This is a genomic window from Paraburkholderia sp. GAS38, assembly GCF_050434965.1.
Taxonomy (GTDB): domain Bacteria; phylum Pseudomonadota; class Gammaproteobacteria; order Burkholderiales; family Burkholderiaceae; genus Paraburkholderia; species Paraburkholderia phenazinium_A.
Map to the genome: position 1 here is coordinate 385177 of NZ_JBNDJO010000006.1, position 25419 is coordinate 410595.

Below are 25419 nucleotides of genomic sequence, written 5' to 3' on the forward strand. Positions count from 1 at the left end.
GGCAAGGTCATGGTGTCGCGAATCTGTCCGCTGCTTTCGGGCACCTTACCCATTGACACGGGGCCCTTGAATTCACGAGGCCGGCCGTGAACGAGCGCACCCACCTGATCGAGCTGACCGCCGAAATCGTGGCGAGCTTCGTCTCATGCAACCCGCTGCCGGCCGCCGACTTGCCGGCCTTCATTTCCAGTACCCATGCCGCTCTCGCCGCGCTGCGCGATCCGGGTGAGGAGGCCCGCTCGCCGGGCGAGGCGGCCGTCCCCATCGACGAATCGATCCATGACGACTACCTGGTCTGTCTCGAAGACGGCCGCAAGCTGAAGTCGCTCAAGCGCCATCTGCAGCACCGCTACGGGATGACCCCCGAGCAGTATCGGGCGAAATGGGGGCTGCCCGCCGACTATCCGATGGTCGCGCCCGCCTACTCGGCGTTGCGCTCGACCATCGCGAAGAATCATCCCGCAGGGGCCGTCAAGCCGCGTCGTCCTGCGAAGTCTTGAGGGGAGGCGGGCCCGCGCTCGCGGGTGGCCGTTTCACCCATTGGAGGGATACCGGAGCAGTGGCCGTGTCGCGCATCATGCTCAGCAATGAAAACGGCCCGCGGGTCGGGCGCCGTGAAGCGGTCGGCGCCGCCGGCGTGCGGCGCATCGACACGGAGCGACACCATGTCCAGACAGTCACAGTACGCGGCGAGCCTTGGCCGGGCGGCATCTGCTGATGCCGGAAGTGGCGTGGGCGCAGGTTTCACAACGAACTTCAGTGCGAGCGAACGTTCGATCGTAGGCGTAGAGGAGCGCTGGCGCTGTCCGCCGCTTTCCACGGTCGATGCAGCCACCGCCGACCGCATCCTCGCCGGCAGTTGGAGCTGGAGTGAGGGCGGCGCCGCGCAGCGCGAAGTGTCGAGCGTGGGCGATGAGCGTTTCTATACGGTCGGCATCAGCCTGAGCGCGACCACGCTGAGGTTCCAGCACGACGGCCGGGTCCTCTGCGACGGTCCGGTGATGCCGGGTTCGATCCAGATCACCGCGCCGGGCGCCAGCGTCAAGGCCGTGTATGCAGCGCCGTGCCGCGTCATGCATCTGTTCGTCGCGCCGGACCTGGTGTCGCGGCGTTATGAGGAGGCCGAAGGGCAACTCGCGCGGCCCGATCTCGCGGACCACAGTCCGGGCATTTTTCGCGACATCGCGGTGGAACGGCTGGCGCTCGCGCTGCAGGACGCGAATCCGCTTGCCGACACCTTCGGCCGCATGTATGCGGACAGCGTGTGCGATGCGATCATGGCCCGATTGCTGGCCCGGGGCGCGGACGATATGTCGGCGCGCGCCATGGCCAAGGGTGCATCGCTGCCGAGGTGGCGTTTGCGCCGCGCGCTCGATTTCATGGAGGCCAATCTCGCCAACCCGATCGGCCTGGCCGAAGTGGCGGCCAGCACGGGGCTCACGCGTATGCATTTCGCCGCGCAGTTTCGCTCGACGACCGGTTATTCCCCACACGCTTACCTGCTAAGACGACGGCTCGAGCATGCGCAGATGCTGCTCAGCTCGTCGGAGTTCAGCGTGCTCAACGTCGCGCTCAGTTGCGGCTTCAGTTCGCATGCGCATTTCACGGCGGTCTTCAAGCGCATGATCGGCGAGCCGCCTAATGCCTGGCGCATGCGGATGCGAGGTGGCAGGCTGATGAACGAGCCGCGCGGCGAGGCCGCCGCATGCGACGCCTCGTGACGGCGGCATGTCCGCAGACGAATAGCGCCGACACGCGTTCGTCCCAGCGCAGCTCGCGCGTCGATGCACCGTATAAGCGCCGTATAAACATCGTATAAGCCCCGTCATGACCGGGCCATTACCGAAAAATAACCGAATCATCACGCTTCGCGACGGCGCCAGGGTTAGTCTGGGCGGCATCTTCCTTCGTCGAGCAGTTGCGACGACGGCGTGTTCCGATGGAGCCTCGCATGAACGATGTGGTTGCGCACGAAAGCTTTTCGAAATCTGCTCGAACGCCAAGTGGAGCGATGCCATACGCTGCGACCGAGACGGCCGCGCGGCATGCCATTTATCCGCCGGTGAGCATCCGCATCGGCGAAGCACGGCCAATGACACGGAACGGCGGCGTCCGTCCCGGCATCGGCTTTGCAAAACTCCGGCTCGATCTCGAACGGGCGTGGCAGGCCGTCATGCACCTCGATTGCCGCGAGGCGCTCGTCATCGCGGAGCTGATCGAACACCACGCGAACAGGCTGTCCCCCACAGTAGCGAAGACGTTGCGCTGCGAGCTTGCGGCGCTGCGCGCGGCGGCGCTCGTGTTGCAGGACGACGAGGCGGCTGCTTTACCCGCCGCACTGGCGGCACGCGGGCCTGGCGTCAGCGCGGTCACCGCGCACATCGCGTTGACGGTGTGCCGCAGCGTGTATTGGCGGCTCGGCGAGCTGGAGCGCTTCCACGCGGTGGAGCGCGTCAAGCTGGATACCCAACTGGGCCGGCGGCAGGCGCTCGCCGCGCTGTTCGATCTGGCCTTGGACGCCGCCGTCGCACTCGATCAAATGCGCTTCAGCGCGGCGCGTTTGCTGGCCGCACATGCGCTTGAGATTGGCCGCCGCTTTATCGGCAAGCAGGTTCCCGCGGACGCGTTTCCCGCCTGCATCGTTGCGCAGGTGCTCTACGAGCAAGGCCAGGTGGACGACGCTGAGGCGCTGATCGTCGCCCGGCTGGCCACGCTCCGCGAAAGCTGTACGGTCGAAAGTGCGTTGCGTGCGTATGGGCTGCTCACGCGTATCGCCGCGGGCCGGCGGCAACACGGCCGGGCGCTGGTGATTCTCAGTGAGGCCGAGGCGCTTGGCGCGCGGCGCGCCTGGCCGCGACTGCAGGCGGCGAGCCTCGCGCAGCAGATCGAGATCGAGGTGGGCCGTGGCCGCATCGAGCAGGCCGAAAGCGCGCTGCAGCGTCTCGCCGCACTTGTCGCACTTGTCGGCCTCGCCGATGAAGCGCGCGCCGCGAGCCGCAACGTGAGCTTCGAGATTGCGAGGTTTCACACCGTCGCCCGGGCGCGCGTTGCGCTGGCCTGCTCGCCGGCTGCCGTCGATATCGCCGCACTGCGCGAAGTGCATCGCGACACGGTATGGCGGGGCGGTCTCTATGCGGCGGTGCCGATTGCCCTGTTGCTCGTCGAGGCCTTGCTCGTGACCGGCCAACGTGGCGAAGCAGTCGAGGTACTCGTCGGACTGCTGAGGCTCGCGCCCTCGGTCGGGCTGCATCAAACGCTGGTGGATTGCAGTGCGCGCGTCGCCGAACTGATCGAGGCGATTGTGCAACAACGCATCGTTGCGGTCAGCGATACCCGCGAACTGCTGCCGTACGCGGGCATGCTGCTGGTGCACCGGCAACGCGACGCGAGCGAAACCCATGAGCCGTTCGCGGCACGACGCCCGCACGCGGGTGCGGGACTCAGTGAGCGCGAGCGCCTGATCCTCGCGCTGATGGGGCGCGGGCTGTCCAACAAGCAGATCGCGGTCGAGCTGGGCATTGCTCCCGAAACGGTGAAATCGCACGCCAAGCATCTTTACGCCAAGCTGTCGGTCAGAAACCGGACCGAGGCGGTCACGCTCGCGAGCCGCCTCGATTTGCTCCGGATGCCGAGGAGTGATGCTGCTTGAACCCTGACTTTCGCGTTCGCACCTTGCTGCAGTTTTCCGGCTTTCAGCTCGACCTGGCCAATCACTGCGTGTGGCGGCTGAGCCCGGTGCAATCCGCCACGCGCATCGACCTGCGGCCTAAAACCTTCGCAGTGTTGCGCCACCTGGTCGAACATCCGCAGCAGTTGGTCTCATCCTATGCGCTGCTCGAAGCGGTATGGCCGCACGTGCATGTGCAGCCCGAAGTACTCAAAGGACATGTGGCGGCGATCCGCCGCGCGCTTGGCGACGACGCGGACGCGCCGCGTTACGTCGCAACGATTCGCGGCCGGGGCTATCGCTTCATCGCCGCGGTCGATACGTTTGCAGCGGGCGGCCAGTCAGGCTTCTTCGCGCGCCGGGCGGAGCGTTTCGTGGGTCGCGCACCGGAACTCGACGCCTTGCTAGCAGCCCATCAGCGTGCTCGCGCCGGCACGCGGCAGATCGTGTTTATCGCCGGCGAGGCGGGGATCGGCAAGACGGCGCTCGTCGACGAGTTTCTCGCCGAGGTGTCACACGGCGACGCGCGCGTGCTGGGCGGCGGCTGCATCGAAGGCTACGGCGGCACCGAACCGTACTATCCGGTGCTCGAAGCGCTGGGCCGTTTATGCCGCGGTGCGGGCGGCACCGAGGTCACGCAGGCGCTCATCGCGATCGCGCCCACCTGGGCCGTGTTGATGCCGGCTCATGTGCCGGCCTCCATCCGCGAGGCGTTGCTCGCGCAGACGCTCGGCGCCGGACGGCAGCGCATGATGCGCGAAATGTGCGATCTGCTGCAGGCGCTGGCGCGAGAGCGCCCGCTGGTGCTCGTGCTGGACGACCTGCATTGGGCCGATTTCTCGACCATCGACATGCTGTCCGCGCTCGCACGGCTCGAAGGATCGCTGCGGCTCATGCTGGTGGCGATTTACCGTGGCGAAGAGGCCGCGTCCCTGCAGCATCCGGTGATGAAGCTCAGTCATACGCTGTCGCTGCGCGGCGCGTGCGAGATGATCGCGCTGGCGCCGCTCAAGCCCGATTCGATCGGCACGTGGCTCACGCATGGCGCGAGTCTGAACCCGCTCGACGAAGAGCTGGCGCATCTGCTCGCCGAACGCTCCGGCGGCAATCCGCTGTTCATGCAGGCCATGCTGGAGCATCTGCATGAGCAGGGATTGGTGGAGCCGACCTCCGACGGCTGGCATCAGCGCGCGCCGGCCGCGCAGTTGCGCGACGCGCTACCGCGCACGGTCGCCCAGGTCATCGAGATACGCATTCGGCGACTGGCGACCCGGGCACAGCGCGCGCTCGAAACGGCAAGCGTGGCGGGCTTGACGTTTGCCGCCACGACGACGGCCGAAGCCGCCGGGATGAGCGTCGAGGCGTTCGAAGATCTTTGCGATGGCCTGGCCCGGCGCGGCCAGTTCATTCGTCGTGCTGACATTCGGACCTTGCCCGACGGTTCGAGCCTGCAGTCGTTCCGGTTTGCGCATGCGCTGGTTCGCAGTGTCTTCTACGACCGTCAGGGCTTGACGCGGCGCTCGGCGTCGCACCGGCTGATCGGCGAGCGTCTCGAGCAACTGTTTGCGCCGGGGCAGCGCGGCAGTATCGCAGGGGAGCTGTGCTGGCATTTCGCGGACGCGCAGCAGTGGGAGAAGGCGCTCGACTATGTGCGGATCGCCTTGCAGACCGCGAAGGTGCGCTGTGCCTATCGCGAGGCCCTCGCGGCGCTCGATCAGGCCGACGCGCTACTCGCGCACTTGCCGGCGGACTTGCGCGCGCTGCGGCGCGTCGAGTTTGTCGAAACACGCGCAGCGCTACTCGCAGCCGCTCACGATCCGCTGGCGGTGAGCGCCTATCGGGCACTGCATGAGCAGGCTACGCGGCTCGGCAAGATCGAAGTGCAACTGCGCGCGCTGCTCGGTCTCTCGTATGTTCTCAGCTGGAACGATCAGGTTCGCTCGGTGGCCTACCTCGACGATGCGCTCAGCTTGAGCGCGTCGCATCCGGACCGGCGCGTCAGCGCCTCGACGCAGATCGCATGTCACGTGCGGCGAATCTGGACGCAAGGCTGGAGCGCGGCCGACGCGCGCCATTGCATGGATGCGCTCGCCACCTTGCGCGAGGTAGGCGATCCGGTGTCCATCGCGAAAGCGCAACTGGAGCAGAGCATGCTGCAGATGGTGTCGACGCAGTACCGCGCCGCGCTGAACAACGTGCAAACGGGCTATCAGGTGCTGTACGACCATGCAGTGAGCCATCCGGGCTTCGACATCGCGCGTGCGATGTGGATGATGCGGCTCGGCGTGCCGTGGGCGCAGATGTCGCTAGGCGAACTGGGCCGCGCGTTCGACGAATTCGATCGGGGCATCCGCGTCTTTCACGACAACGGCAACTACTTTGCGGCGCGCACCCTGCAGGTCTATCGCGGCTGGCTGCTGATTCATACGATGGACTTCGAGACCGTGATCGAACTGGACCGGCAATTCAGCGCGGCGGCGGACCGCCCTGGATCCGATGCCGAAGTGCGTGAGCGTGCTGCCTTGCTGCCGCCGCAGCAGCACGGCTGGACGGTTCTCGCCGGTCTCGCTCATGCGGGCCTGGGCGAAAGCACCGCGGCCGCAGCGCGTTTCGCCGAAGCCGAACGGCTGATGGAGCACGAGCCGACCATGTTCGACTGGTACTGGCGGCTGGCGCTCGAATGGGGCTGCGCGGACCTCGCGATGGCGGGCGGCGACCACGAGGCCGCGCAGTATCGCGCTCGCCGCTTCCTCGCCGGCGCGCTCGCGACGGAGGAGCGCACCTGGCAGGCGCTGGCGTGGGACACGATGGCAAGAGCGTCGCTGCACGAAGGCGATCTGGAGCATGCCAGGCTGCATCTGGAGGCTGCGTTTGCGGCGACCGAAGGCTTCGAGACGCCGCTGGCGAACTGGCGTCTGCAGCGCACGGCGGCGCAGTGGCATGAGGCGCGCGGCGATACGCAAGCCATGTCGGCGGCACGACAACGCTGCATCGAATTGCGCACCCGTCTTGCCGGTTCGACCTCACGGGATGCGGGCGATGGCATCGGCCGCCGTCTCGCGGACCTCGCGGATCTCGTGGACCTGACTCCCTGATTCCCCGATTGCGCGCTAGCCCTGGATCGCGGCTTCCAGCGTGTCGCGCAGGCGACTTCCGTTGGGCAAGCTGGCGGCAAGCGCCGCCTGTTTGCTCGCTGCGAGTTCGGCGTGACGGGCGGCCGTTGCCGCGTCGCCGCTCAGGCCATACGCCTCGCTCGCCGTGCGATGAATGCGCCAGTCCGCGAGCGGAGTCTGGAAATGCTGGGTGGCCGCCATGGCCTTGTCGATGCAATGCAGGGCGTCCTTCACGGCGCCAAGCTGCAGCGCGACGCGCGCCTGCACTTCCCACGACAAGCCATGCCACGTCCGCTCTTGCGTTGCGGTCGCGAGCTTGACCAGACGCGCGGCATGCGTCATCGCTTCGTCAAGCGCGCCCTCCGCGAGCGCAAGGTTCGCGAGTCCCCATTCGAGCGACACCCGCCAGTACCAGTCGAAAATCACCGGCTCGTTATCCATGCGCTGCATCACGTCGAGCAGATGAACGCGCGCCGTGCGGGTGTCGCCGAGGCCGAGGTAGGCCAGTCCCTTCAGCAGAATCCCGAGCCGCTGCTCCGCGGGAAGCGTGGAGCGGCGCGTGGCCGTCTCGCTCGGGATGTCTGCGAGCACCTGCGTGCAGGACTCGAGCATGGCGTCGAAGTCGAGCGCATGGAATTGCAGCCAGCAGCGGTACAGCGTGAGCGTATCGGCGCCGTACTGATTGCCATTCGCCGCATACATGCCGATCACCCGGTCGAACGCCTGCTGTGCGTGGCCAAACTCGCCCAGGTACAGCAGCGTCCAGGGCACGCCGAGATTCACCATCCATGTGGCGCGCGCCATGTTGAACTCGGGCCGGTTCTCGTCGTTATCGACGAGGAACTGGTAGCTCGCGAGAATCGTGTCCTGAGCCTGCTGATAGCGCGCCGATACCATCAGCACCATGGCGTATTCGCACTGCGACCAGGCGGTCGTGAACGGATCGGCGCCGCCGCGCAAGGCATCGAGCGCCACCTCGCACTGGCGGATATCGTCGGCATTCCAGCCGCGGACCCACATTCTCCAGACGTAGCAACTGATGCGCGTGCGCGCCTGTTGCTGCGGATCGGTCTGCCGTTCGCTCAGCGCGAGCGCTTCGTCGATGATCCGGTTGCAGCGCAGTTGATCGCGCCAGCTATACGTGTAAGCGAGGCTCAGCAGCGCACGGCTCTGAATGTCGATCAGGCCCAGTTGCGCGGCGCGCGCCGCCAGTTGCTCGCATGTCTCGCGCGCCCGCCGGTCGTGCGCCGCGGTAAAGATCGACGCTCGCCCTTCAAGAAACTCCGCTTCCGCGGCCACACGTGCATCGTGCGGCAGATTGGCGGCCAGCATCATGGCGCGATCGAGCACGGCAAGGGCGTCGTTATAGGCGAGGCGTTTTTTCGCCGTCTGGATCGCGATGCGCAGATAGCCGAGCGCGCGCGACCATTGCCGCGCTGCCGCGAAATGCTGGGCCAGTTCGGCGGCGACGCTGCCGCGCGCTTCCGGCGCGCAGCGCGCTTCGAGCGCCTCGGCAATCCGCAGATGGGAATGCGCGGTGCGCAGCGCGCCCTGACGTTCATAGAACGTCTGCCGGTACATGGTGTGGCGGAACGCATAGGTGCGCGCCGCGTTCATGGGGTCGAGCGGCGCAGGCGCCTCACGTCGAATGAAGCTCTCCTGCCGGCACAGCGCTTCGCACACCTCCTCGACGCTTTCCTGGTTCAACTGCGCGGCGGCAGCCAGGGCGGTGGCGTCGAAGTTGAGCCCCGCCACGCTGGCGGCTTCGAGCACGCGTTGTTGATCGCCGGTCAGCCGTTGAATGCGATGCTCGATGACCTGGCTCAGCGTCAGCGGCACTTCGAGCCGCACTTCGGACGGCGACACATGCAGCTTCCAGCCCTCCGGCGTGGTCCTGGCAATGCCTTGCGCGACCAGATGATCGAGCGTCGCCACCATGAAGAGCGGATTGCCGCCGGAGCGCTCGCATACGAGCTGCGCGAACTCGCTCTCGCGCGCGTGCTGCGTGCTGGCATTCAGGTATTCGGCGATCGCGTCTTCGGTCAGCGGCTCGAGCACGATGTCGTGGCAGAGCTTCTGCAAACCGAGGTCGCGGTTCAGGCGGCACAGCGGATGCTGCACGACTTCCGCATCCTCGGGCCGATAGGTGGCGACGACCATCAGGCGCGCATGGTTGCGATGACGGGCGAGGGCGGAGAGCATGTCGACCGTCGAATAATCCGACCAATGCAGGTCTTCGAAAACGAGCGCAAGCGGTCGTTGCGCCGAGAGTGCGGCGAAGAACTCGCAGATCTCGCGCAGCATGCGGCCACTGACCGCGCCGACCAACTGGCGTTGCAGTGCAGCGCGATGCCGCTCCGGCACCGAACCGGGAAGCTGCGCGGCCCAGGTCGGCGCGATCGAGATCAGGCTGCGCATGATGGGCGCGCCGGCGTCGCCCCGCACCAGTTGCGCGAGGGCTTCGAGCACGGGGTAGTACGGCTCGGTGCCGCCGTAGCCTTCCACGCAGCGTCCAAGCGAGGTCAGCACCTCGCCGCGACCGTCGAGGGATTCGAGGAACTGGTTGACAAGCGTGGTCTTGCCGATGCCCGGTTCGCCGGCGACGAACACAATGCGCGACTCGCCTGTGCTGGCCTCGTCGAATAGCGTTTTGAGCTTGTCTAGCTGAGACGTGCGTCCGACGAAGCTGCTGTGAGCGGGCGGCTCTACCTCAGTGGCATGCGTGGCATGGACGGGCGCCCGCGCGCGCAACGGCGCGATGAACCGGTAGCCGCGGCCGCGCTGCGTTTCGATGAACCTGGGGTTGGCGGGGTCGTCGCCGAGCGCGGCCCGGATCGACAGCATGTGCCCCTTCAGCACTTCCGGTTGTACCAGGACCTTTTGCCAAAGCGCGTCGAGGAACTCGTCGTGCGTCACAAGACGGCCGGCGTTGTCGACCAGATACTGAAGCATGTCATAGGCACGCGGCCTGAGATTGAGGCGGCGTTCGCCGTCGGATGTCGATTGCCAGACACATTGATTGGCCCGGTCTAGCCGGAATGGCGGGAAATCGCTCACGTTTGTCTCCGACCTCACGGCCCGTTCGTACTTGCAATCTAGCGGATTCTATACCCGCAATATGACCGCGAAAACCCACGATGTACCGGCATGACCGGGCGTCGTCCGGCAAGTCTTCGCCCCCGTTTGGGGGATAGGACGCCATGATGCCTTCGACAATAATGCTTTATGGCGATGACTTCCGGTCGCCCCAACCGAGGAGAAAACGAAATGCCTAAAGCGTTTTCAGTTCCTGTCACTCCGCAAGGTAAGTCGGCCCTGGCGACGTTGCCGCCGTGGCACTACTCGAGCGACTGTCTCGCCATCGAATACTGGGCCGACCCGAAAGCGATCGCCGCGCTTCTGCCGCCGGGCGTCATTGTGGACGAGCAATCGGCCGGGCGTGCCTTCTTCTGGTTTCTGGATTGGCAGTTCACAGGTTCCAATGACGAATTGACGGACCCCGCCCGCTATCAATACCGCGAGGCCTTCGTTCTGGTCGAGGCCGTCTTCGACGGTATGCCGGTCAACTACTGCCCGTACATCTTCGTCGATAACGACGCGGCCATCGCTCGCGGCTGGGCGCAGGGGTTTCCGAAGAAGCTCGCCAGCGTCTACCAGACCCGCAGTTTCTCCGCACCGAGTCTGGCCGCGGCGCCGCTGGCCAAAGGCAGCCGCTTCGGCGCCAGTGTATCCGCGCACGGCGAACGGCTGGCCACCGCCCGGATCCAGCTCGACGAACCTGTCGCAAACCCTGCGAGTGTTTTCAATCGGCCTACGACGATGCGCCGTTACTTTCCGCAACTCGCAGCGGGTCTTCAGGAGAAACCGCCGGTCGATGAACTCACCATGTCGCTCACGGACAATCTCGCGATCGTGGACGTCTGGACCGGCTCGGCGGAACTGAAGATTCCTGAAGTCGACGGCGAGGACATGCATCTGATTGCGCCACTGCGCGTCGGCCGCGGTTACCGGCTCGGCATGGCGTACTCCGTGACGGACCTGCGCATTCTCAAGAACTACGCCGCTTGAGGATTGGTGACGGCCCCCTGACCGATCAGGGGGCGTTGGCTCGACCGTCTTCGCGAATGCCCGTCAAACGTCTCGTCTCTATAGGAGCCGCTCACCATGCCGCTCTACACCTTGATCACCCAGCATGGCGTACTCAGCAGCGAGGCCAGGTCGAAGCTCGCGGTCGAACTGACCGACCTGCATTCCGACTATTCCGGTGTGCCAAAGAATTGGGTGCATGTGGTCTTTCAGGAATATCCGCCCGGCAATGGCTTCACCGCCGGAGAAGCAGCGGCCACTGCCGCGCTGACGCTGCTGATCCGAACCGGCCGCTCGCCCGAGTATAAGCGCGGTTTGCTACAGCGTCTTTGGACGTTATTTCAGACCGCGACGGGCGCCCCCGATGACCAGATTGTGATCGGCATTCAGGAGGTGCCGCCCAGTCAGGCGATGGAGATGGGACAGATCATGCCGGAAGTCGCCGGCGAATAGAGGAGGGCAGGTGCAGCGCCTGCCTTGGATGCGCGTGCCGCTCTGTTGACCGTATCGCGATGTCAGTTGGCTGTCCCGGTTCAGATTGGGTAGAGCCGTTGACAACGCCTGTGCGTGGGATCTCGCGGCACGGATACGTTTATACTCACTTTCGATTCGAGTTCAAGGTCGCGCGCGATGCAGTTCGGATACGTCGCGGCGCGTACCGGCACGAGCTCGTCCGCGATCCGCTTATACGACGAGGCGCCAGGCTACGTCAAAGGGCCCTGACGCGGGCTATGAGGCGAAGCCCTTGCAAGCCGGCGTATCCATCATAATGAAAACGAAGCCCGCGGCGATCCGAAATGCGCTGGCCGCCGCTTACCCCGTCAAGGCCGATACGAAGCGCGCCCGGCCGGACTGACTGGCCGGTTCGATACACGTCTGACACGACGATTCTTAGCCCAGGACAACCCATGAATCAGTTACCCCGACTCTTGCCTACCGCGGCGGCCGACGAAAGCTTCGGCGGCGTGACGTATCACATCGGCGGTGAGCTCGTGCCGGTTTTGTCGGTCGACGTATCGAACCAGCCGGTCTATTTCGAGCACCACATCCTGCTCTGGAAGAACTCGAACGTCCGCATCGGCATCCGGCCCGTCAAGGGCGCCGTCAAACGCATGCTCGCCGGCATGCAGGTGTTCGTCACCGAGGCGAGCGGCAACGGCATCATCGCATTCAGCCGCGACGGCGCCGGTCACGTGGTGCCGATTCATCTACGGGCGGGCGAGGAACTGCACGTGCGGGAGCATCAGTTCCTGGCCGCCACGGCGAATATCGAATACACCTTCGAGCGGCTCCGCGGCATCACGAACATGCTGTTCGGCCAGACCGGTTTCTTCGTCGACAAGTTTCGTGGCCACGGCGGCGAAGGCGTGCTCTGGCTGCATGGATACGGCAACGTCTTCGAGAAAGTGCTGGCTGCCGGAGAGACGATCGACGTCGAGCCGGGTGGATGGCTCTATAAGGATCCGCAGGTCCAGATGGACACAGTGGTTGACCGGCTTTCGAGCGGTCTCTTTGCGGCAGGGTTCAACTTTACGGTGAACCGGTTCACGGGTCCAGGGCGGGTGGGAATCCAGTCCATGTATGTGAACAACGCGACGAGCGACCGGTAGGGTCTTACCGTTACCGCTGCTCGATGCGCTCCCAACGGGATGACACTTGCCGCCCCGCTGTGAACGATCGACACGGCTATTCGGCTTCCCGACCGCTCTGGCGCGACACCAGATTCTCCGCGACGGACACGATCTGCTCCATGGCGGTATGCAGGTGTTCGCGCAGCAGGCGTGCGCCAAGGCGCGTATCGCCGGCACGCGACGCGTCGACGAGTTCGACGTGCTCGCGATGGGTATTCTCCCGAATCGGCACATTGACGACCTGGAAGCGAAAGAAGCGCTCGTTGCGGTCATTCAGCCGCTTGAGCGTTTCGATGGCGAGGTTCAGGCCGGAGGGCAGATAGAGCGTTTCGTGAAAACGCCAGTTCAGCGGCCCCCACGTCGACTCCGTGGCGCGGTCCATCTGGTCCACGATGGCAAGCGCCGCATCCCGCGAGGCCTCAGTGGTGGCGGGGATCGCCCTGGAAAAAATCCAGGGTTCCAGGCGCAGCCGCATTTCAAAGGTTTCGCGGACCTCGTCGACCGAAATCCCGCATACGTAGGCCCCTTTGTGGGCAATCACCGTCACCAGCCCCTCGCCTTGCAGCCGCGTAATCGCTTCCCGCACCGGCACGCGGCTGACGCCGAGCTCCTCGGCCAGCGCTTCCTGTCTCAATGCTTCGCCTGAGCCAAGCTCGCCACGCAAGATTTTTCCCCTGATCGCTTCGAGGACCAGGTCGACGGTGGTCGAGCGGACGATTTTTCCTGGCCTCCTTGCTCCGTCGGGCACGGACGCCTGGTCGGACGGGAGTTCGGATGTGTTTGGGGAAGCGGACAGGGGGCGGTGCATAAGACGGTTTTCAAAAGTGGTATTACATCATGCCACAACTGGATGCTGTATCCATTCTCCCGTTCGCACCGAATCGCCGCCGGGGCCCCGTCCGCTCTCAATGGGCGGCTATCCGGGCGCTGCCGCCCAGCGGCCAAGGCCCCGAAAATATGCAAAAGGCACTTGACTGTCCAAATTGGACGCAGCATATTGGATACAATCTCCAGTGTGCGAGGTGGAATTTCGCACCTGGTCATGCAAACGCGTCGTGGGGAATTTATGCGCTGGAACAGGGTACTGAACGTGGTCAACTGCCACGCGGAGGGGGAAGTCGGCAACGTGGTGACGGGCGGTGTGTTCGACGTCCCGGGCAAGAGCATGTTCGACAAGATGATGTATCTCGAGGAGCACCTGGACGAACTACGCAAGATATGTCTGTTCGAACCGCGCGGATCGGCCAATCAAAGCGTCAATTTCATTCTGCCGCCAACCGATCCACGGGCGCAGATGGGCTACGTGATCGCGGAATCCACCGAATACCCCGCCATGTCGGGCTCGAATACGATCTGCGTGGCCACGGTGTTGCTGGAAACCGGCATTCTGCCGATGACCGAACCGGTGACGAACCTGGTTCTCGAGTCGCCGGCGGGTTTGATTGGCGTGCGCTGCGAGTGCAGCAACGGCAAGGTCACGAAAGTCCAGTTCACCAACCAGCCGGCCTTCGCCAATCATCTTGACCGGCACATCGAAGTGGAGGGTGTGGGTACCCTTCTGGTCGACGTCGGTTATGGCGGCATGACGTACGTGCTGGTCGACGCTCAGGCGCTGGGTTTCGGTATTACGCCCGACGAAGCACGCGAGCTTTGCGAACTCGGTCAACGCATCAAGACAGCGGCCGCGGAGCAATTGCCGTCGCCGCATCCGCTCAATCCGCTCATCAAGGGCATTACGCAAACGGAATTCGTGCTGCCGCTGCGCCGCGAATCCGGTGTCCTCAAGTCTCGCAACACGGTCATCGTTTCGCCTGGCCGGTGCGACCGCTCGCCGTGCGGCACCGGAACGTCTGCGCGGCTTGCGGTGATGCACGCGAAAGGTCAGATCCAGGTCGGCGAGACCTTTGTGCATGAATCCATCATCGGCTCGCTGTTCGAAAGCCGGATCGAATCCGTTACCCACGTGGGCCCGTATGCGGCCGTGGTGCCGGTCGTCGCCGGGCAGGCGTGGATCAGCGCCATCTCACAGGTAGGCGTCGATCCGAGCGACCGTTTCCCGACGGGATTCACCCTGTCCGACACCTGGCTTGAGGCCGTGGACGACAAGCTCATCAAATCCCGGCTTTAAGTGTAGGGCTGGGCAATGTCCGACCGAGGACATCATTCATTAAGGACTGGAAATTATGTGGAAAGGCGTTTATCCCGCGGTAACGACGAAGTTCAAGCCGGACGGCAGCCTCGATCACGATGAGATGGCGCGAAGCTTTTCCCTTCAGCTCGATGCAGGCTGCGACGGGTTGATTGTGTGCGGTTCGCTCGGCGAGGGGCCCATGTTGTCCCACGCCGAACGGATCGAAGTGCTCGATGTCGCGCTTGCTGTGGCCGGCACGAAGCCTGTCCTGATGACCGTGGCCGATGCGTCGACCCAGGCATCCTGCTCGCTGGCCCGCGCGGCGCAAAAGAGCGGTGCGGCAGGGCTGATGGTGGTGCCGAGCATGGTCTATCACACCGACGAACGCGAAACCGTCGCTACGCTGAAGGCGGTTGCCGCTGCGGGCGGCTTGCCGGTCATGATCTATTCGAACCGCCTGGCCTACCGTGTGGATGTCACACACTCAATGCTTGAAACGTTGGCTGGCGACGATCACTTCGTGGCGATCAAGGAGTCTTCCGACGATATCCGCCGCACCACTGAAATCCTCAATGCCTTCGGTGAACGCTACGACGTCCTGACCGGCGTCGACAACCTCGCATTCGAGGCATTGACCGTTGGTGCGCACGGATGGGTCGCGGGATTGTGCTGCGCGTTCCCGGCCGAAACGGTCGCGATCTACAAGCTCGTGAAGGCTGGCCGCTACGACGAGGCGCTCGTCATTTACCGCTGGTTCCGTCCGTTGCTCGATCTTGATGTCAGTACGTACCTCGTGCAGAACATCAAGCTCGTCGAAGCGATCGCCGCGGATTCGAACGACCGCGTGCGCATGCCGCGCATGGCGCACGAAGGCGAGCGGCGCAGTCAGATCGAAAGCCTGGTGAAGCGCTCGCTCGAGACGCGTCCCGCCTTGCCGTCCGATCTTCATTTGTTATAAGCGCCCGCAGAGGCCGCCCCGAGGACTTCCATTCCATTATCCGTAGGATTTGATATGCGCTCGTTCAGAAAACTGGTTCTTATATGCGGTCTTTCGATCGTCCCGGGGTGGGTACTGGCGGATACGACCGTCACCATCGGCTTGTCCGGTCCGCTGACCGGCGGGGAAGCCGGTAGCGGCAAAGACAACGAAAACGGTGCACGGCTCGCGGTGCAGGACCTGAACGCGAAATCGTTCATGGTGAGCGGGCAGAAGGTGACCTTCAAACTCGATTCCGAGGACGATCAGGGCGACCCGAAAGTGGGCGTGCAGGTCGCCCAAAAGCTCGTGGATAGCGACGCAATCGCGATCCTTGGGCCGAACAACTCGGGCGTCGCGATTCCTGCCTCGCGCATCTTCAGCTCGGCGGGCGTCGCGATCTTGCCGGTCGCATCGAACCCGGCGCTGACGGCGCAAGGCTTTAACGATATCTTCCGGATCGGCGCGAGCGATGCGCAGTTGGGCGGCGCAATGGCGGACTTCGCGAAGAACGTGCTGAAGGCTCAACAGGTGGCGGTGGTGGACGATCGCACGGCATACGGTCAGGGCATCGCCGATCAGTTTCTGCAGGAGGCGAAGAAAATCGGCCTGAACGTGGTGGCGCAGGAATATACCAACTCGAAAGCGGTGGACTTCAAGGCGATCCTCTCGACGCTGAAAACGAAGAATCCCGATGCGGTCTTCTACGGCGGCTATTCCGCCCAGGCCGGTCCGATGTTGAAGCAGATGCACGAGATCGCCATGCGCTCGGCGCTCCTAGGCGGCGACGGAATCTGTTCCGTGGAATTGCAGCAACTGGCCGGCGATGTGTCGTCGGGCGTATTCTGCGCGCAGGGCGGTTCCGCGCTCGACAAGACCGAGGCAGGGCGCGCGTTCATTCAGCGCTATAAGTCGACGTACCACATCGACATGCTGGTCTACGCGCCGAACTTCTACGACGGCGCCATGCTGATCGCCAAGGCCATGCAGGCGACCGGGACCACGACCGACCGCGCGAAGATTCGCGCCTATCTGGCCAACGTGGAATACGACGGCCTCGCCGGACACTATTCGTTCGACGCCAACGGCAATCTGAAGGGCGCGCCGACGACGATCTATACGTTCAGGAATAACCAGTTGGTGCCTGATTGAGGTGAGGTGAGGGCAGGCCAGGCTCGTCGTGCGGCGCTGCGGTTTTCGCGCGCCCTTGGATCGACTTGACACGCAACGGGTCGTGGGGGAATACACTAGCGTTCCGCGGATTAGCGCCGCGCCTGGCCCCACGAAACCCGAGGGTGTCAATGAGAAATGGGGTGCAGCGATGAATCTACGTGACTTCAAGATCCACGTTCCGGACGATCAGATCGAAGATCTGAAGCTGCGTTTGCGTGCAACGCGATTTCCTGCCTCCATCAATGCAGAGCAATGGGACGACGGGGCAAGCCTTGCTTTCATCCGGCGACTGACCGAGCATTGGCTGAACCAGTTCGACTGGCGCGTGCAGGAGGCACGGCTGAACCGTCTGCCGCAGTACCTGGCGACGGTAGACGGGCTCGATATTCATTTCGTCCACCAGACTGGCAAGGGGCCAGCGCCGATGCCGCTCGTCCTCACGCACGGGTGGCCCGGCTCCTTCGTCGAGATGGAGCGCATCATCCCGCTTCTCACCGACCCCGCAGCGCATGGTCATGATCCGGCCGATGCGTTCCATGTCGTCGTCCCTTCGTTGCCCGGTTTCGGCTTTTCTGCGGCTCCGACCAGCCCCGGTGTCAGCCCCTACCGCGTTGCCGGATTGTGGCTCAAGCTGATGAACGGGCTCGGCTACGAGCGCTTCGGGGCGCAAGGCGGGGACATCGGCGCGGGTGTCTCGGCGTGGCTGGCACGTCGCTTCCCCGAGCAGATCATTGGCGCCCACATCAACTATATCCCCGGGAGTTTTCGGCCCCCGTTGGGCGCCGGCCTGCCGCCGGTGACCGCGGACGAACAGACGTATCTGGACACCGTCGCCGCCTGGTCGAGCGCGGAGGGCGCCTATGCGGCCCAGCAGAGCACCAGGCCACAGACCTTGGCCTATGGGCTGACGGATTCTCCCGTGGGCCTCGCTGCCTGGATCGCGGAGAAGTTCCGCACGTGGAGCGATTGCGGCGGCGATGTCGAACGCGTCTTCACGATGGACGAACTGTTGACCGACATTTCGATCTACTGGTTCGGCCACATGCTCGACGCCTCGTTTCGGATCTACAAGGAAGGTCGGCTCCGCCCGCTGGCCTTCGAAACGTCCGAACGGGTTGCGACGCCGCTCGGCGTGGCGGTGTTTCCGCGCGAGTTGCCGATGCCCCCGCGTTCGTGGGTGGAGCGCGCCTTCAATGTGCAGCGATGGACCCTGATGTCGAAGGGTGGCCATTTCGCGGCCCTGGAGCAGCCGGAGTTGCTGGCCGAGGACATTCGCGCGTTCTTCCGTCCGCTGCGGCACGCGCTTCGGCCCCCGGCGAAAAGCGGCGGTTAAAGCAGCGGGAGTCAGTAGGTGTAAAGCCGGGTCGGGCCATAGTTGGGACTGCAAAAACAGGAGAACATCGTGTCGGTCGAAATGATAGTGCCAATCAGCGAGTCGCTCGCTTTCCGGCATCTGTCAAAGATTCAGGAGGCGGTCGATGCAGTCGCTCCCTAAACGCGTCCTCGGGTCACTGGTTTTAAACAGTGGATGAGGCAATTGACGCATGAATGACCGAGTATTGCGTCGGAAAATAAAACTGGCGAGTCAACAGACTGCGTGACGGCTGTATTCGATCGCAGCTATTCGATTAAAAATACGTTTAATTTGAATATTGTTTTCAATAACCTATGCTGATCAGGCGGCGACGCTATTAGCTTGCTGCCCGCAAGAGAGGACGAAGAAATCTAATAATCAGCAGGGGAGAAATCGTGAAAAATTTTTGTTATGCTATTTGCGTAGCCATTGGCGCGCTGACGTTAACCGTCTGCGCCGCGGAATCCACAGCCATAACCAGCAACGCTGCGTCTTCTCCTCACACGGCGCAAGACATGGGCAATCTTTACTACGATACCGGCAAGGACTGCGGTGGTAACACGGCGCCGGCGTTTTTATGTTCTGGAATAATCATTCGCGAGACGGCACGGCCAGTAGCGGGACAAAGCTACTACTTCTGGCAGCCTTCGCCGTCGTCCTTGCATGAAGGCGCCGTGTCATTTTCGTACATCCGGCATGACGCCAGGTTCGATAAATTCAAAAGCAACGGTTCACATGGATATACGCTATACCCTCTGTTAGGAAAATACCGCTACAGCGGTTCAGACCGGAAGATAAAGCTCGATGTTTTATGCTCCTTCCCCCTGGACGGCTGGACGGATTACCGACAGAACGAAGGCTGCGGCCCGGACACGACGTATTTGAAGCAAAGTAGTCCGTGCCAGGGGCAGGGAATTACCACAGCGCAGCAGTGGTTGACCCAGTACAAAAGCGGCGACGGTGGGCTCAACCAATCTAATGGTCTCTATCAATGCGGATTCGACGTAAGCGAGGGCTCAAAATATGGGAATACTGCCCAGGCTTTTTACGCGACTATCCAGGCGCGGGACATGTTCAATGACGTTTCATTTCAGGAACAGGACGAATTACGATTGACCGTATGGACCACCGACGTTGATCCATCCGTGCTGCCCATACAATCCCTTTTCTATATCGTAGCCAACAGCAACGACGACGGCGGACAAGGACTCAAAGACGCGCAAGAGGACCAGAGCGACTACTACAAAGTCACTAATGGTGGGTTTATCCCGATCATTCGAATTACTTTGCCGCAGTCGTCTTCCAGTGACTTTGACTTCCATTTCATTGCGAGCGATCAATTCGTGCCGATCCCCTCGAATTGAGTTCTCTTGGGGTCCCGTCGCGTCGATAGAATCGTTCGGCAAGCGTTGTTTGGTGGCGTGGGCTCCGGCGGGAAAGCGGACATTTGAACTTGGCTAAAAGCGGACATTTCTAAAAAGCTACTACAACCGAAATGTTGATAATTTATATTATGTCAAATAGCTTAGCTAACTCCAGCACTGAAAATTACATTTGTCTGAAGTTTGTGCGAAATTGTAAGCACTCTGTTATATTTCGCGCCGCTTCTGATTTTCAGCAGGATTCCAGGTGTCCGCAGAACCCCGTCACGGCTGCCTCAATGAGTTTCTCGCCTTGACCGAGGGTCTTTCCGTCGCGGCCGTCGCTCGCACCTTGCGCTGTTGCTCACGCTCAATCCGCAATTACATCTCCGGCCGCTCGCCGATCCCCTGGCACCGTATCGAAGTGCTCCGCCTGCTCGCACTCGAAGCCGCTGCGGCGTCTGGCGACACCCGTGGCGCCGCGCCGACCGACGAACCCGCCGTGGTTGCCAACATCGCCCCTGATCCGGCCGCACCGGACGTTCCACCTGCCGAACTGCTCGCCTGGGTCGGCGTGCATGCCCCCCATTTTCTGTCGAGCCGGCGCAGCTTCGCACTGTATGTCCGTGGATGGAGCGTAATCGACAAGATCCGCCGTGCCAAGCGCGAAGGCACGTTCGCGTCCGTGCTTGCACGCTGGCGCATGCTCGCGGTCGAGTTGCCGCGCATGTGGCGCTCCGGCCGGATGTTTTCGGGCGTCGATCCGCCCGCATACGTACACGAGAAAGCAGCGTCGTGACGTGGGCGACAAATGCGCAACTGAACCTGAATCAACGCAGCCAACGGCGCGCGGACAAGAAACGTCGCCGCGCGCCGCCTAACCTTGCACCAATAATTTATCGTATGTACAATAAATCGCAAGGGATCGAATTCGACCCAGCCAAAGACCAGATCAATCGCAGCAAACACGGGGTCTCGCTAGCGCTTGCCGGGAGCTTCGAATGGGACAGCGCAATCGACGCGCTTGATGACCGGTACGCATACGGCGAGCAACGCTTTATCGCGTACGGCCTGATCGGCGATCGGCTCTATTGCCTGGTCTATACGGTGCGCGGCGAAACGCTGCGCGCTATCAGCCTTCGCAAGGCAAACAAACGTGAGGTGAATGATTATGTTGAGCAAACGCACTATCGTGATGCCGACCGATGAGGAAAATGCAGCGATCAATCGGGGCATCGCGGCAGATCCCGACACGCGCGAACTGGGCACCGACGAAATTCGACGGATGCGCCCCGCGCGTGAAACGCTTCCAAAGCGGATTGGTGAAGACGCCGCGGCCGATCTGTTGAAGCGCCGCGGCCGGCCGCTGGCTGACGTTACGAAGGTCGCGACGAGCGTTCGCTATGATCGGGACGTGCTCGACGCATTCCGTGCAACCGGCGAAGGCTGGCAGACACGCATGAACGATGCCCTGCGCGACTATGCCAGGTCGCACGGCATGATGTAACGAAAGCCCGCTTCGGCGGGCTTTTTCTGTCCGTCTCCCCTTCCCTGCGTGCGCTCCCAAACTGCGCCAGCAGTCTCCGTGCCGCTGCTCCATGCGGGCATAACGTCCACGGTCGTTATCTGGAGCACATTTGCCGCGCCAGGTTGTGCGGCATAATGCGATCCTCTCAGGTTCTGGCACGGCCCTCGGAATAGCCAGAACCCTTCGCCGACCGGATTCCGGTCGGTTTTTTTTCGACCAGATAGCGCCACATCGACTTCAACGATGGTCTCAGATCGACCCGAACCGGTCATTCAGCTTTCTCCAAAGCGGTCATTGGTCCGTGCACGGAAAGCTGGAGGCGACGAGCCCGCCCGCTCCATCACGCACGTTTGGACTGCCGTTTAAGATGTCGCTCTCATCGTATGGTAGTGGCGTTGTGCTTTTGCGCGATTTCCACAAGTGGCCATCGAGCACCATCGTCGCGACCTGCTCCGCGAGAGATCGAGGAACAACCACGAGCATGCGCCACACTCTCGGACATTCGAAAGGATCGGTTGCGAAAGCAGTTCGCTCGCCGCGATAGCAAGCCGGTCCTTTATGAGCGCGCTGCCGGCCTTCTCGGGGCATACCGTCCAGCGCACCGGTGCTCGTCCTTCAACGAACAGCGTCGAATGGCTCATTGCCTCGACGATATAACCTTCCAGCCGCAGCCGAGCTGTCTCCGAAGGCAGAGCGCCGCCAGCGATCGCAGAGAACACTGCGTGCACGGCTTCTCGCAGTTCCGTCAGCTCTTTCAGGATATCGGATGGGCGGTGCCCCGCGCGCGACCGCGCTTTCTCGATCAGGCGACTATCAGCCGGATTAAGGACACCGCTCGCCGTAGCCCAGTCGATAGCGTCACGCCAGTCGACCAATCGCTCGACGTCACGCTCCTTACCAGCGCCGCCGCATGTGTTCACGAAGTTAAGGACGAGGTGCCCGCCTACGCCCGCGTCTGCTCGCACACGCGATTCTCTTACACTGGCCAATATAACCTCCTTGAAGGATTTTGATGGTTAGTCTATGCTTGTTCTTCGCAACAGTCCAATGCACAAGGCGATTCATGACGGATACTTCGCGGCAATTTCAGCAGCTGTTTCCTGGAGCGTTGCCTTTGGCACATTCTTTTGACTTCGATGACCAGTCAGTACGCTATGGCGTAATCGGCGCGGGCAAGCCGATAGTGCTGGTACATGGAACGCCGTTTTCTTCGCAGGTCTGGCACCGCATTGCGCCGATTGCGGCTCGCTTTCGACAAGTCTTCTACTTCGATCTGCTTGGTTACGGGATCTCTGAGCAGCGCGCGGATCAGGATGTCTCACTGGGCGTTCAGAATCGCGTGCTTGCAGCCTTGCTCAAGCATTGGCGGCTCGAAAAGCCAGACGTGGTTGCCCATGATTTCGGCGGCGCCACAGCGCTCAGGGCAGCCTTGCTGGACCGATGCGAGTATCGATCTCTGCTGCTGATCGATCCGGTGGCGGTCGCCCCGTGGGGCTCACCGTTTGTTCGTCATGTGCGCGCGCATGAGGCTGCGTTCGCAAGCGTGCCCGCGTACATTCATGAAGCGATGGTCAACGCATATCTGCAGGGCGCCGCGAACCGAACGCTCGCGGCAGACACATTGCGCGTTTACTCGTCGCCATGGATGGGCGAACTGGGTCAAGCGGCGTTCTATCGGCAAATCGCCCAGATGGACCAGCGCTATACCGATGAGGTTCAATCGCGCTATGGAGAACTTCGCTGCCCGGTTTCCATCTTGTGGGGCGAGGAGGATCAGTGGATTCCGGTCGATCGAGGCTTGGAATTATCGGCGATGATCCCCGGGGCACGCTTCACCCGGGTTTCTGGGTCGGGGCATTTGATGCAGGAAGACGCTCCCGAAGCGATTGCCAGCGAGATGATGGGTTTTCTGCAGTTGGGAGAACGACACCAAATTGCCGGCTATCCTGGGTCCGAGGTCGAACGTCTCTAGTTGGCCGAACGCGGTCTGACATGCTCCTGCGCCCATAGACCGGATTTTATAGTTGCTCAGTCAAGGGGGCCGGCAGCACGTCCTAGCTCAACAAGCTCAAGATTGAATTCCTCCAACCTCCAAGATCTAACAACGACAAATCCGAACGCCACATAGAGTGCGATAGCAGGACTATTTCGTGCCCCGGTCGAAACCGTGAGTGGTTCCGCACCGACTTCCGCCAGAAGAGTCAACATTAAGGCGCTCGCAACGCCTCTTCGCTGATAGCTCGGGCTCACCGTCATGGACGAGATGCAGGCCGGAGCCTGATCATTGGTCGCCGCTATGCTCGCAACGCCCACCATGGCATCGTCAATCCATGCTCCGAAGAAACGATCCTCAGAGCGGAGGATATCTGTCACGTTCCGATCTAGTGGCGGAAAACGCTCGACGCCAAGCAACGCGGCTTCTTGTCGATAGGCTGCATGCTGTACCGCAAGAATCGCCTCAGCAACGTGAGGATTTCGATGATCAAGAATAGTGGTATGGATCGGGCGCATGTTGATACGGGAGGTCTCACGGTTAGGCATCGTCTCATGCGACTGAGTACAAATTGCCTTGAAGATATGTCGACGATCCCGGCCCCTCTTGCGAACGGCCGAAACTGGCCGAACGTGGCAGTTCGTTGTCGGCTGGTGTTCGACCGCCACTGATATCGAGTTGAATGCACGTGGTCGACCTTAGTTGGTCTGCAACGGACGCCCGAAAGTGGCAGCTTTGTGCATCTTCTGTCACGGCTTGCGAAGCGCAAGATAACTCATCGTATCCTGGTAGCTGAGCACTTCGGTTCCATCGCATTTCAGGCCATAAATCCAATAGCTGATCATAGAACCGTGCATCGGATAAAACTCGAATTCCGCGCGCCGACAACTTGTGAGCGATGACAGTTTCGCCTGATTAAAAGCGCCGGTGTCTTTCACATAGATGTTGTGGCCGCCACGCTGCGGGAAGATCAGGAAAGTCGCCAGCAAGTCGCGACCGTCGTCTAGACGAACTTCGAGGTACGGTATGTGATTCGACACCCTTGTGATCTGCCCTGTTGCGCGAACCAGATCTCCCTCGTTGGGCGCCGTGTATCGGGCGTAGTCGTGCTCATCCTGCAGCTTTTGAGCGTACCAGGTACCAAGCGCTACGCACAGGCTGGCGACTACCATCACCCCGATGATGAGGCGCGATCTTTTACGTGGTTTTTCAACGCTTGCGTAATGGGATGAGTTATCGATCGGAAGCATGGCGCCAGAGTGAAAACGGTCGGTTACCGCGAATCTCGATTGTCGACGAACTGGGCCCCGATGTCGAACGGCTGCTTGTGGCCGAGGCTGTGTCAAAACGTGCGACTTCGACATCGAGCGAGAAAGTCGACCTATCAAAACGCTCTGTATCGGCTTCGCGGCACGTCGGGAAGGGTAAAGCGACACCCGAAAACCGGGTAGTTTCGAGTTTTGACACAGCCTCGGCCGAACCCCGCCCGACGTCCAGCACGCGTGAATTCGTCGGGCGCGCATCGTGCGTCGGCACCGTAACCGACCCGGAGCGGACTGTGGCGTTGTTACAAAGCAGCCGCTCGACGGCGGTTACGGATGTTGCTTTCCCACTTCAGTTATAACGAATCGAACTGTGTGTTGGCCAGGCCGAAGGATGTGTTCATACTTCCCGAAGTCAGTCCCTCGCGCTTTTTCATCAAAAAGGGCGCATGGATTGGCCGAGTTTCCAGGTCCCAACTGACTGGCAGACGCAAAGTCGCAACGGTGAAAGGTCGGTTTTTCACTGTCGTCGTTTGAAGCCCAGGTGTTCAGGCAGTTCTCTCCAGTCCGGCAGACATAAGCAACCCGGACGGGAATGTTGGACGCCCGAACGGGATCCTCCCCGGACGCCTTGGAGTTAAGATAGACCACAACTTGCTTCAACGTCCAACCACAGTGTCCGGGCTTTACGTCATCTCGCCAGACAAGCCAAGATCGCTGCCCATTCGACGCGGACGTCTGTGTTGCACGCTTCGCGAAATGGCTAGGCATGAAGCCAGCCTCTCCAACCTTGTGTTGACAGAACATCGAGTCCGTTGTTGCGTACCAATCTTCGACAAGAACGGCTTCGACATCGTCGGGTATCGTGCCGGTTACCTCTACTCGATCATTGGGGGCGGGGTTGTCAACTGGCGCGGCAAACGCGGCGCAGTTATAGAGCACCACCATTAGAAAAATGAATAGAGATTTCACGCGTGCCCCTTTTCTGAACCTCTAAATGCTTGCCCGATTGTCGGCGATCTGGGCGCATACGTCGACTGACCCTTCCTGGCCGAGGATTGCGGTAGGGATGCCCATTGCTGAGCACCCCCCGCACAGATCCCGGCGTGCCCAATTCGGGCACCGGGCTCCTACCTTGGGTGTT

The 25419-nt window shown here is 62.2% G+C and carries 21 protein-coding genes; 16 read left to right on the forward strand and 5 right to left on the reverse strand.

What is annotated here, in order from left to right; all coding sequences use genetic code 11:
- Nucleotides 1-86 precede the first annotated feature (86 nt).
- The 4 genes from P3T42_RS17575 (at nt 87) to P3T42_RS17590 (ending at nt 6762) form a co-directional block, all read left to right on the forward strand.
- Nucleotides 87-500 carry a MucR family transcriptional regulator gene (locus tag P3T42_RS17575; protein WP_429306767.1) on the forward strand — a complete coding sequence of 138 codons (414 nt, stop codon included), beginning with the start codon at nt 87-89 and terminating at the stop codon, nt 498-500.
- 165 nt (nt 501-665) lie between these two features.
- Nucleotides 666-1721, forward strand: a complete 1056-nt coding sequence (locus P3T42_RS17580; RefSeq protein ID WP_429306768.1) for a helix-turn-helix domain-containing protein — start codon at nt 666-668, stop codon at nt 1719-1721.
- 290 nt (nt 1722-2011) lie between these two features.
- Nucleotides 2012-3649, forward strand: a complete 1638-nt coding sequence (locus tag P3T42_RS17585) for a LuxR C-terminal-related transcriptional regulator (RefSeq protein ID WP_429306769.1) — start codon at nt 2012-2014, stop codon at nt 3647-3649.
- On the forward strand, nt 3646-6762 hold the full coding sequence (locus P3T42_RS17590) for an ATP-binding protein (RefSeq protein ID WP_429306770.1): 3117 nt from the start codon (nt 3646-3648) through the stop codon (nt 6760-6762). The genes P3T42_RS17585 and P3T42_RS17590 overlap by 4 nt, the downstream gene beginning before the upstream one ends.
- Nucleotides 6763-6777: 15 nt before the next feature.
- Here the strand turns inward: P3T42_RS17590 and P3T42_RS17595 are convergent, their stop codons facing one another.
- Nucleotides 6778-9837, reverse strand: coding sequence for an ATP-binding protein (locus tag P3T42_RS17595; RefSeq protein WP_429306771.1), 3060 nt, complete (start codon nt 9835-9837; stop codon nt 6778-6780).
- Between the two features lie 210 nt (nt 9838-10047).
- Between P3T42_RS17595 and P3T42_RS17600 the strand changes: the two genes are divergently transcribed.
- The 3 genes from P3T42_RS17600 (at nt 10048) to P3T42_RS17610 (ending at nt 12476) form a co-directional block, all read left to right on the forward strand.
- Entirely contained in the window at nt 10048-10848 is an 801-nt protein-coding gene (locus tag P3T42_RS17600) for an acetoacetate decarboxylase family protein (protein ID WP_429306772.1), read from the forward strand.
- A 96-nt stretch (nt 10849-10944) separates the two neighbouring features.
- Entirely contained in the window at nt 10945-11319 is a 375-nt protein-coding gene (locus P3T42_RS17605; RefSeq protein WP_429306773.1) for a tautomerase family protein, read from the forward strand.
- A 455-nt stretch (nt 11320-11774) separates the two neighbouring features.
- Nucleotides 11775-12476: an AIM24 family protein gene (locus tag P3T42_RS17610; protein WP_074295495.1), complete on the forward strand. Its 702-nt coding sequence runs from the start codon at nt 11775-11777 to the stop codon at nt 12474-12476.
- Nucleotides 12477-12552: 76 nt separating this feature from the next.
- Here P3T42_RS17610 and P3T42_RS17615 read toward each other — a convergent pair whose 3' ends face one another.
- The gene (locus P3T42_RS17615; RefSeq protein WP_074295494.1) at nt 12553-13245 is read right to left on the reverse strand and encodes a GntR family transcriptional regulator; all 693 of its coding nucleotides are present in this window, start codon (nt 13243-13245) and stop codon (nt 12553-12555) included.
- Nucleotides 13246-13563: 318 nt separating this feature from the next.
- Here P3T42_RS17615 and P3T42_RS17620 point away from each other — a divergent pair, with 318 nt between their 5' ends.
- The 8 genes from P3T42_RS17620 to P3T42_RS17655 all read left to right on the forward strand — a co-directional run bounded on the left by P3T42_RS17620 (nt 13564) and on the right by P3T42_RS17655 (nt 20999).
- A complete protein-coding gene (locus tag P3T42_RS17620) occupies nt 13564-14625 on the forward strand; it encodes a proline racemase family protein (protein WP_429306774.1) in 1062 nt (353 codons plus the stop codon).
- A gap of 46 nt (nt 14626-14671) precedes the next feature.
- Nucleotides 14672-15586, forward strand: a complete 915-nt coding sequence (locus P3T42_RS17625) for a dihydrodipicolinate synthase family protein (RefSeq protein WP_429306791.1) — start codon at nt 14672-14674, stop codon at nt 15584-15586.
- 54 nt (nt 15587-15640) lie between these two features.
- The gene (locus P3T42_RS17630) at nt 15641-16756 is read left to right on the forward strand and encodes a branched-chain amino acid ABC transporter substrate-binding protein (protein WP_429306775.1); all 1116 of its coding nucleotides are present in this window, start codon (nt 15641-15643) and stop codon (nt 16754-16756) included.
- 169 nt (nt 16757-16925) lie between these two features.
- A complete protein-coding gene (locus tag P3T42_RS17635) occupies nt 16926-18110 on the forward strand; it encodes an epoxide hydrolase family protein (RefSeq protein ID WP_429306776.1) in 1185 nt (394 codons plus the stop codon).
- A 416-nt stretch (nt 18111-18526) separates the two neighbouring features.
- Complete coding sequence (locus P3T42_RS17640) at nt 18527-19495, forward strand: hypothetical protein (protein ID WP_429306777.1); 969 nt, start codon at nt 18527-18529, stop codon at nt 19493-19495.
- A gap of 265 nt (nt 19496-19760) precedes the next feature.
- Nucleotides 19761-20291, forward strand: coding sequence for an IS21 family transposase (locus P3T42_RS17645; protein ID WP_429306778.1), 531 nt, complete (start codon nt 19761-19763; stop codon nt 20289-20291).
- A gap of 104 nt (nt 20292-20395) precedes the next feature.
- Nucleotides 20396-20701, forward strand: a complete 306-nt coding sequence (locus P3T42_RS17650) for a BrnT family toxin (RefSeq protein WP_429306792.1) — start codon at nt 20396-20398, stop codon at nt 20699-20701.
- Nucleotides 20664-20999, forward strand: coding sequence for a BrnA antitoxin family protein (locus P3T42_RS17655; protein WP_429306779.1), 336 nt, complete (start codon nt 20664-20666; stop codon nt 20997-20999). The genes P3T42_RS17650 and P3T42_RS17655 overlap by 38 nt, the downstream gene beginning before the upstream one ends.
- A 383-nt stretch (nt 21000-21382) precedes the next feature.
- Here P3T42_RS17655 and P3T42_RS17660 read toward each other — a convergent pair whose 3' ends face one another.
- Nucleotides 21383-21985, reverse strand: a complete 603-nt coding sequence (locus P3T42_RS17660; protein ID WP_429306780.1) for a CGNR zinc finger domain-containing protein — start codon at nt 21983-21985, stop codon at nt 21383-21385.
- A gap of 98 nt (nt 21986-22083) precedes the next feature.
- Between P3T42_RS17660 and P3T42_RS17665 the strand changes: the two genes are divergently transcribed.
- Nucleotides 22084-22992: an alpha/beta fold hydrolase gene (locus P3T42_RS17665; protein ID WP_429306781.1), complete on the forward strand. Its 909-nt coding sequence runs from the start codon at nt 22084-22086 to the stop codon at nt 22990-22992.
- Nucleotides 22993-23048: 56 nt separating this feature from the next.
- On the opposite strand, the gene P3T42_RS17670 is transcribed toward P3T42_RS17665, so the two are convergent.
- Together P3T42_RS17670 and P3T42_RS17675 are read right to left on the reverse strand one after the other, a co-directional pair.
- Nucleotides 23049-23561, reverse strand: a complete 513-nt coding sequence (locus tag P3T42_RS17670; protein WP_429306782.1) for a GNAT family N-acetyltransferase — start codon at nt 23559-23561, stop codon at nt 23049-23051.
- Nucleotides 23562-23762: 201 nt separating this feature from the next.
- Complete coding sequence (locus tag P3T42_RS17675) at nt 23763-24263, reverse strand: hypothetical protein (RefSeq protein WP_429306783.1); 501 nt, start codon at nt 24261-24263, stop codon at nt 23763-23765.
- Nucleotides 24264-25419: the final 1156 nt, after the last annotated feature.

Bases quoted from the DNA above. Each gene is read 5' to 3' on its own strand.
- P3T42_RS17580 (WP_429306768.1), top strand. From the start codon at position 666: ATGTCCAGACAGTCACAGTACGCGGCGAGCCTTGGCCGGGCGGCATCT.
- P3T42_RS17585 (WP_429306769.1), top strand. From the start codon at position 2,012: ATGCCATACGCTGCGACCGAGACGGCCGCGCGGCATGCCATTTATCCG.
- P3T42_RS17600 (WP_429306772.1), top strand. From the start codon at position 10,048: ATGCCTAAAGCGTTTTCAGTTCCTGTCACTCCGCAAGGTAAGTCGGCC.
- P3T42_RS17605 (WP_429306773.1), top strand. From the start codon at position 10,945: ATGCCGCTCTACACCTTGATCACCCAGCATGGCGTACTCAGCAGCGAG.
- P3T42_RS17610 (WP_074295495.1), top strand. From the start codon at position 11,775: ATGAATCAGTTACCCCGACTCTTGCCTACCGCGGCGGCCGACGAAAGC.
- P3T42_RS17620 (WP_429306774.1), top strand. From the start codon at position 13,564: ATGCGCTGGAACAGGGTACTGAACGTGGTCAACTGCCACGCGGAGGGG.
- P3T42_RS17630 (WP_429306775.1), top strand. From the start codon at position 15,641: ATGCGCTCGTTCAGAAAACTGGTTCTTATATGCGGTCTTTCGATCGTC.
- P3T42_RS17635 (WP_429306776.1), top strand. From the start codon at position 16,926: ATGAATCTACGTGACTTCAAGATCCACGTTCCGGACGATCAGATCGAA.
- P3T42_RS17650 (WP_429306792.1), top strand. From the start codon at position 20,396: ATGTACAATAAATCGCAAGGGATCGAATTCGACCCAGCCAAAGACCAG.
- P3T42_RS17655 (WP_429306779.1), top strand. From the start codon at position 20,664: ATGTTGAGCAAACGCACTATCGTGATGCCGACCGATGAGGAAAATGCA.
- P3T42_RS17665 (WP_429306781.1), top strand. From the start codon at position 22,084: ATGACGGATACTTCGCGGCAATTTCAGCAGCTGTTTCCTGGAGCGTTG.
- P3T42_RS17670 (WP_429306782.1), bottom strand. From the start codon at position 23,561: ATGCCTAACCGTGAGACCTCCCGTATCAACATGCGCCCGATCCATACC.
- P3T42_RS17675 (WP_429306783.1), bottom strand. From the start codon at position 24,263: ATGCTTCCGATCGATAACTCATCCCATTACGCAAGCGTTGAAAAACCA.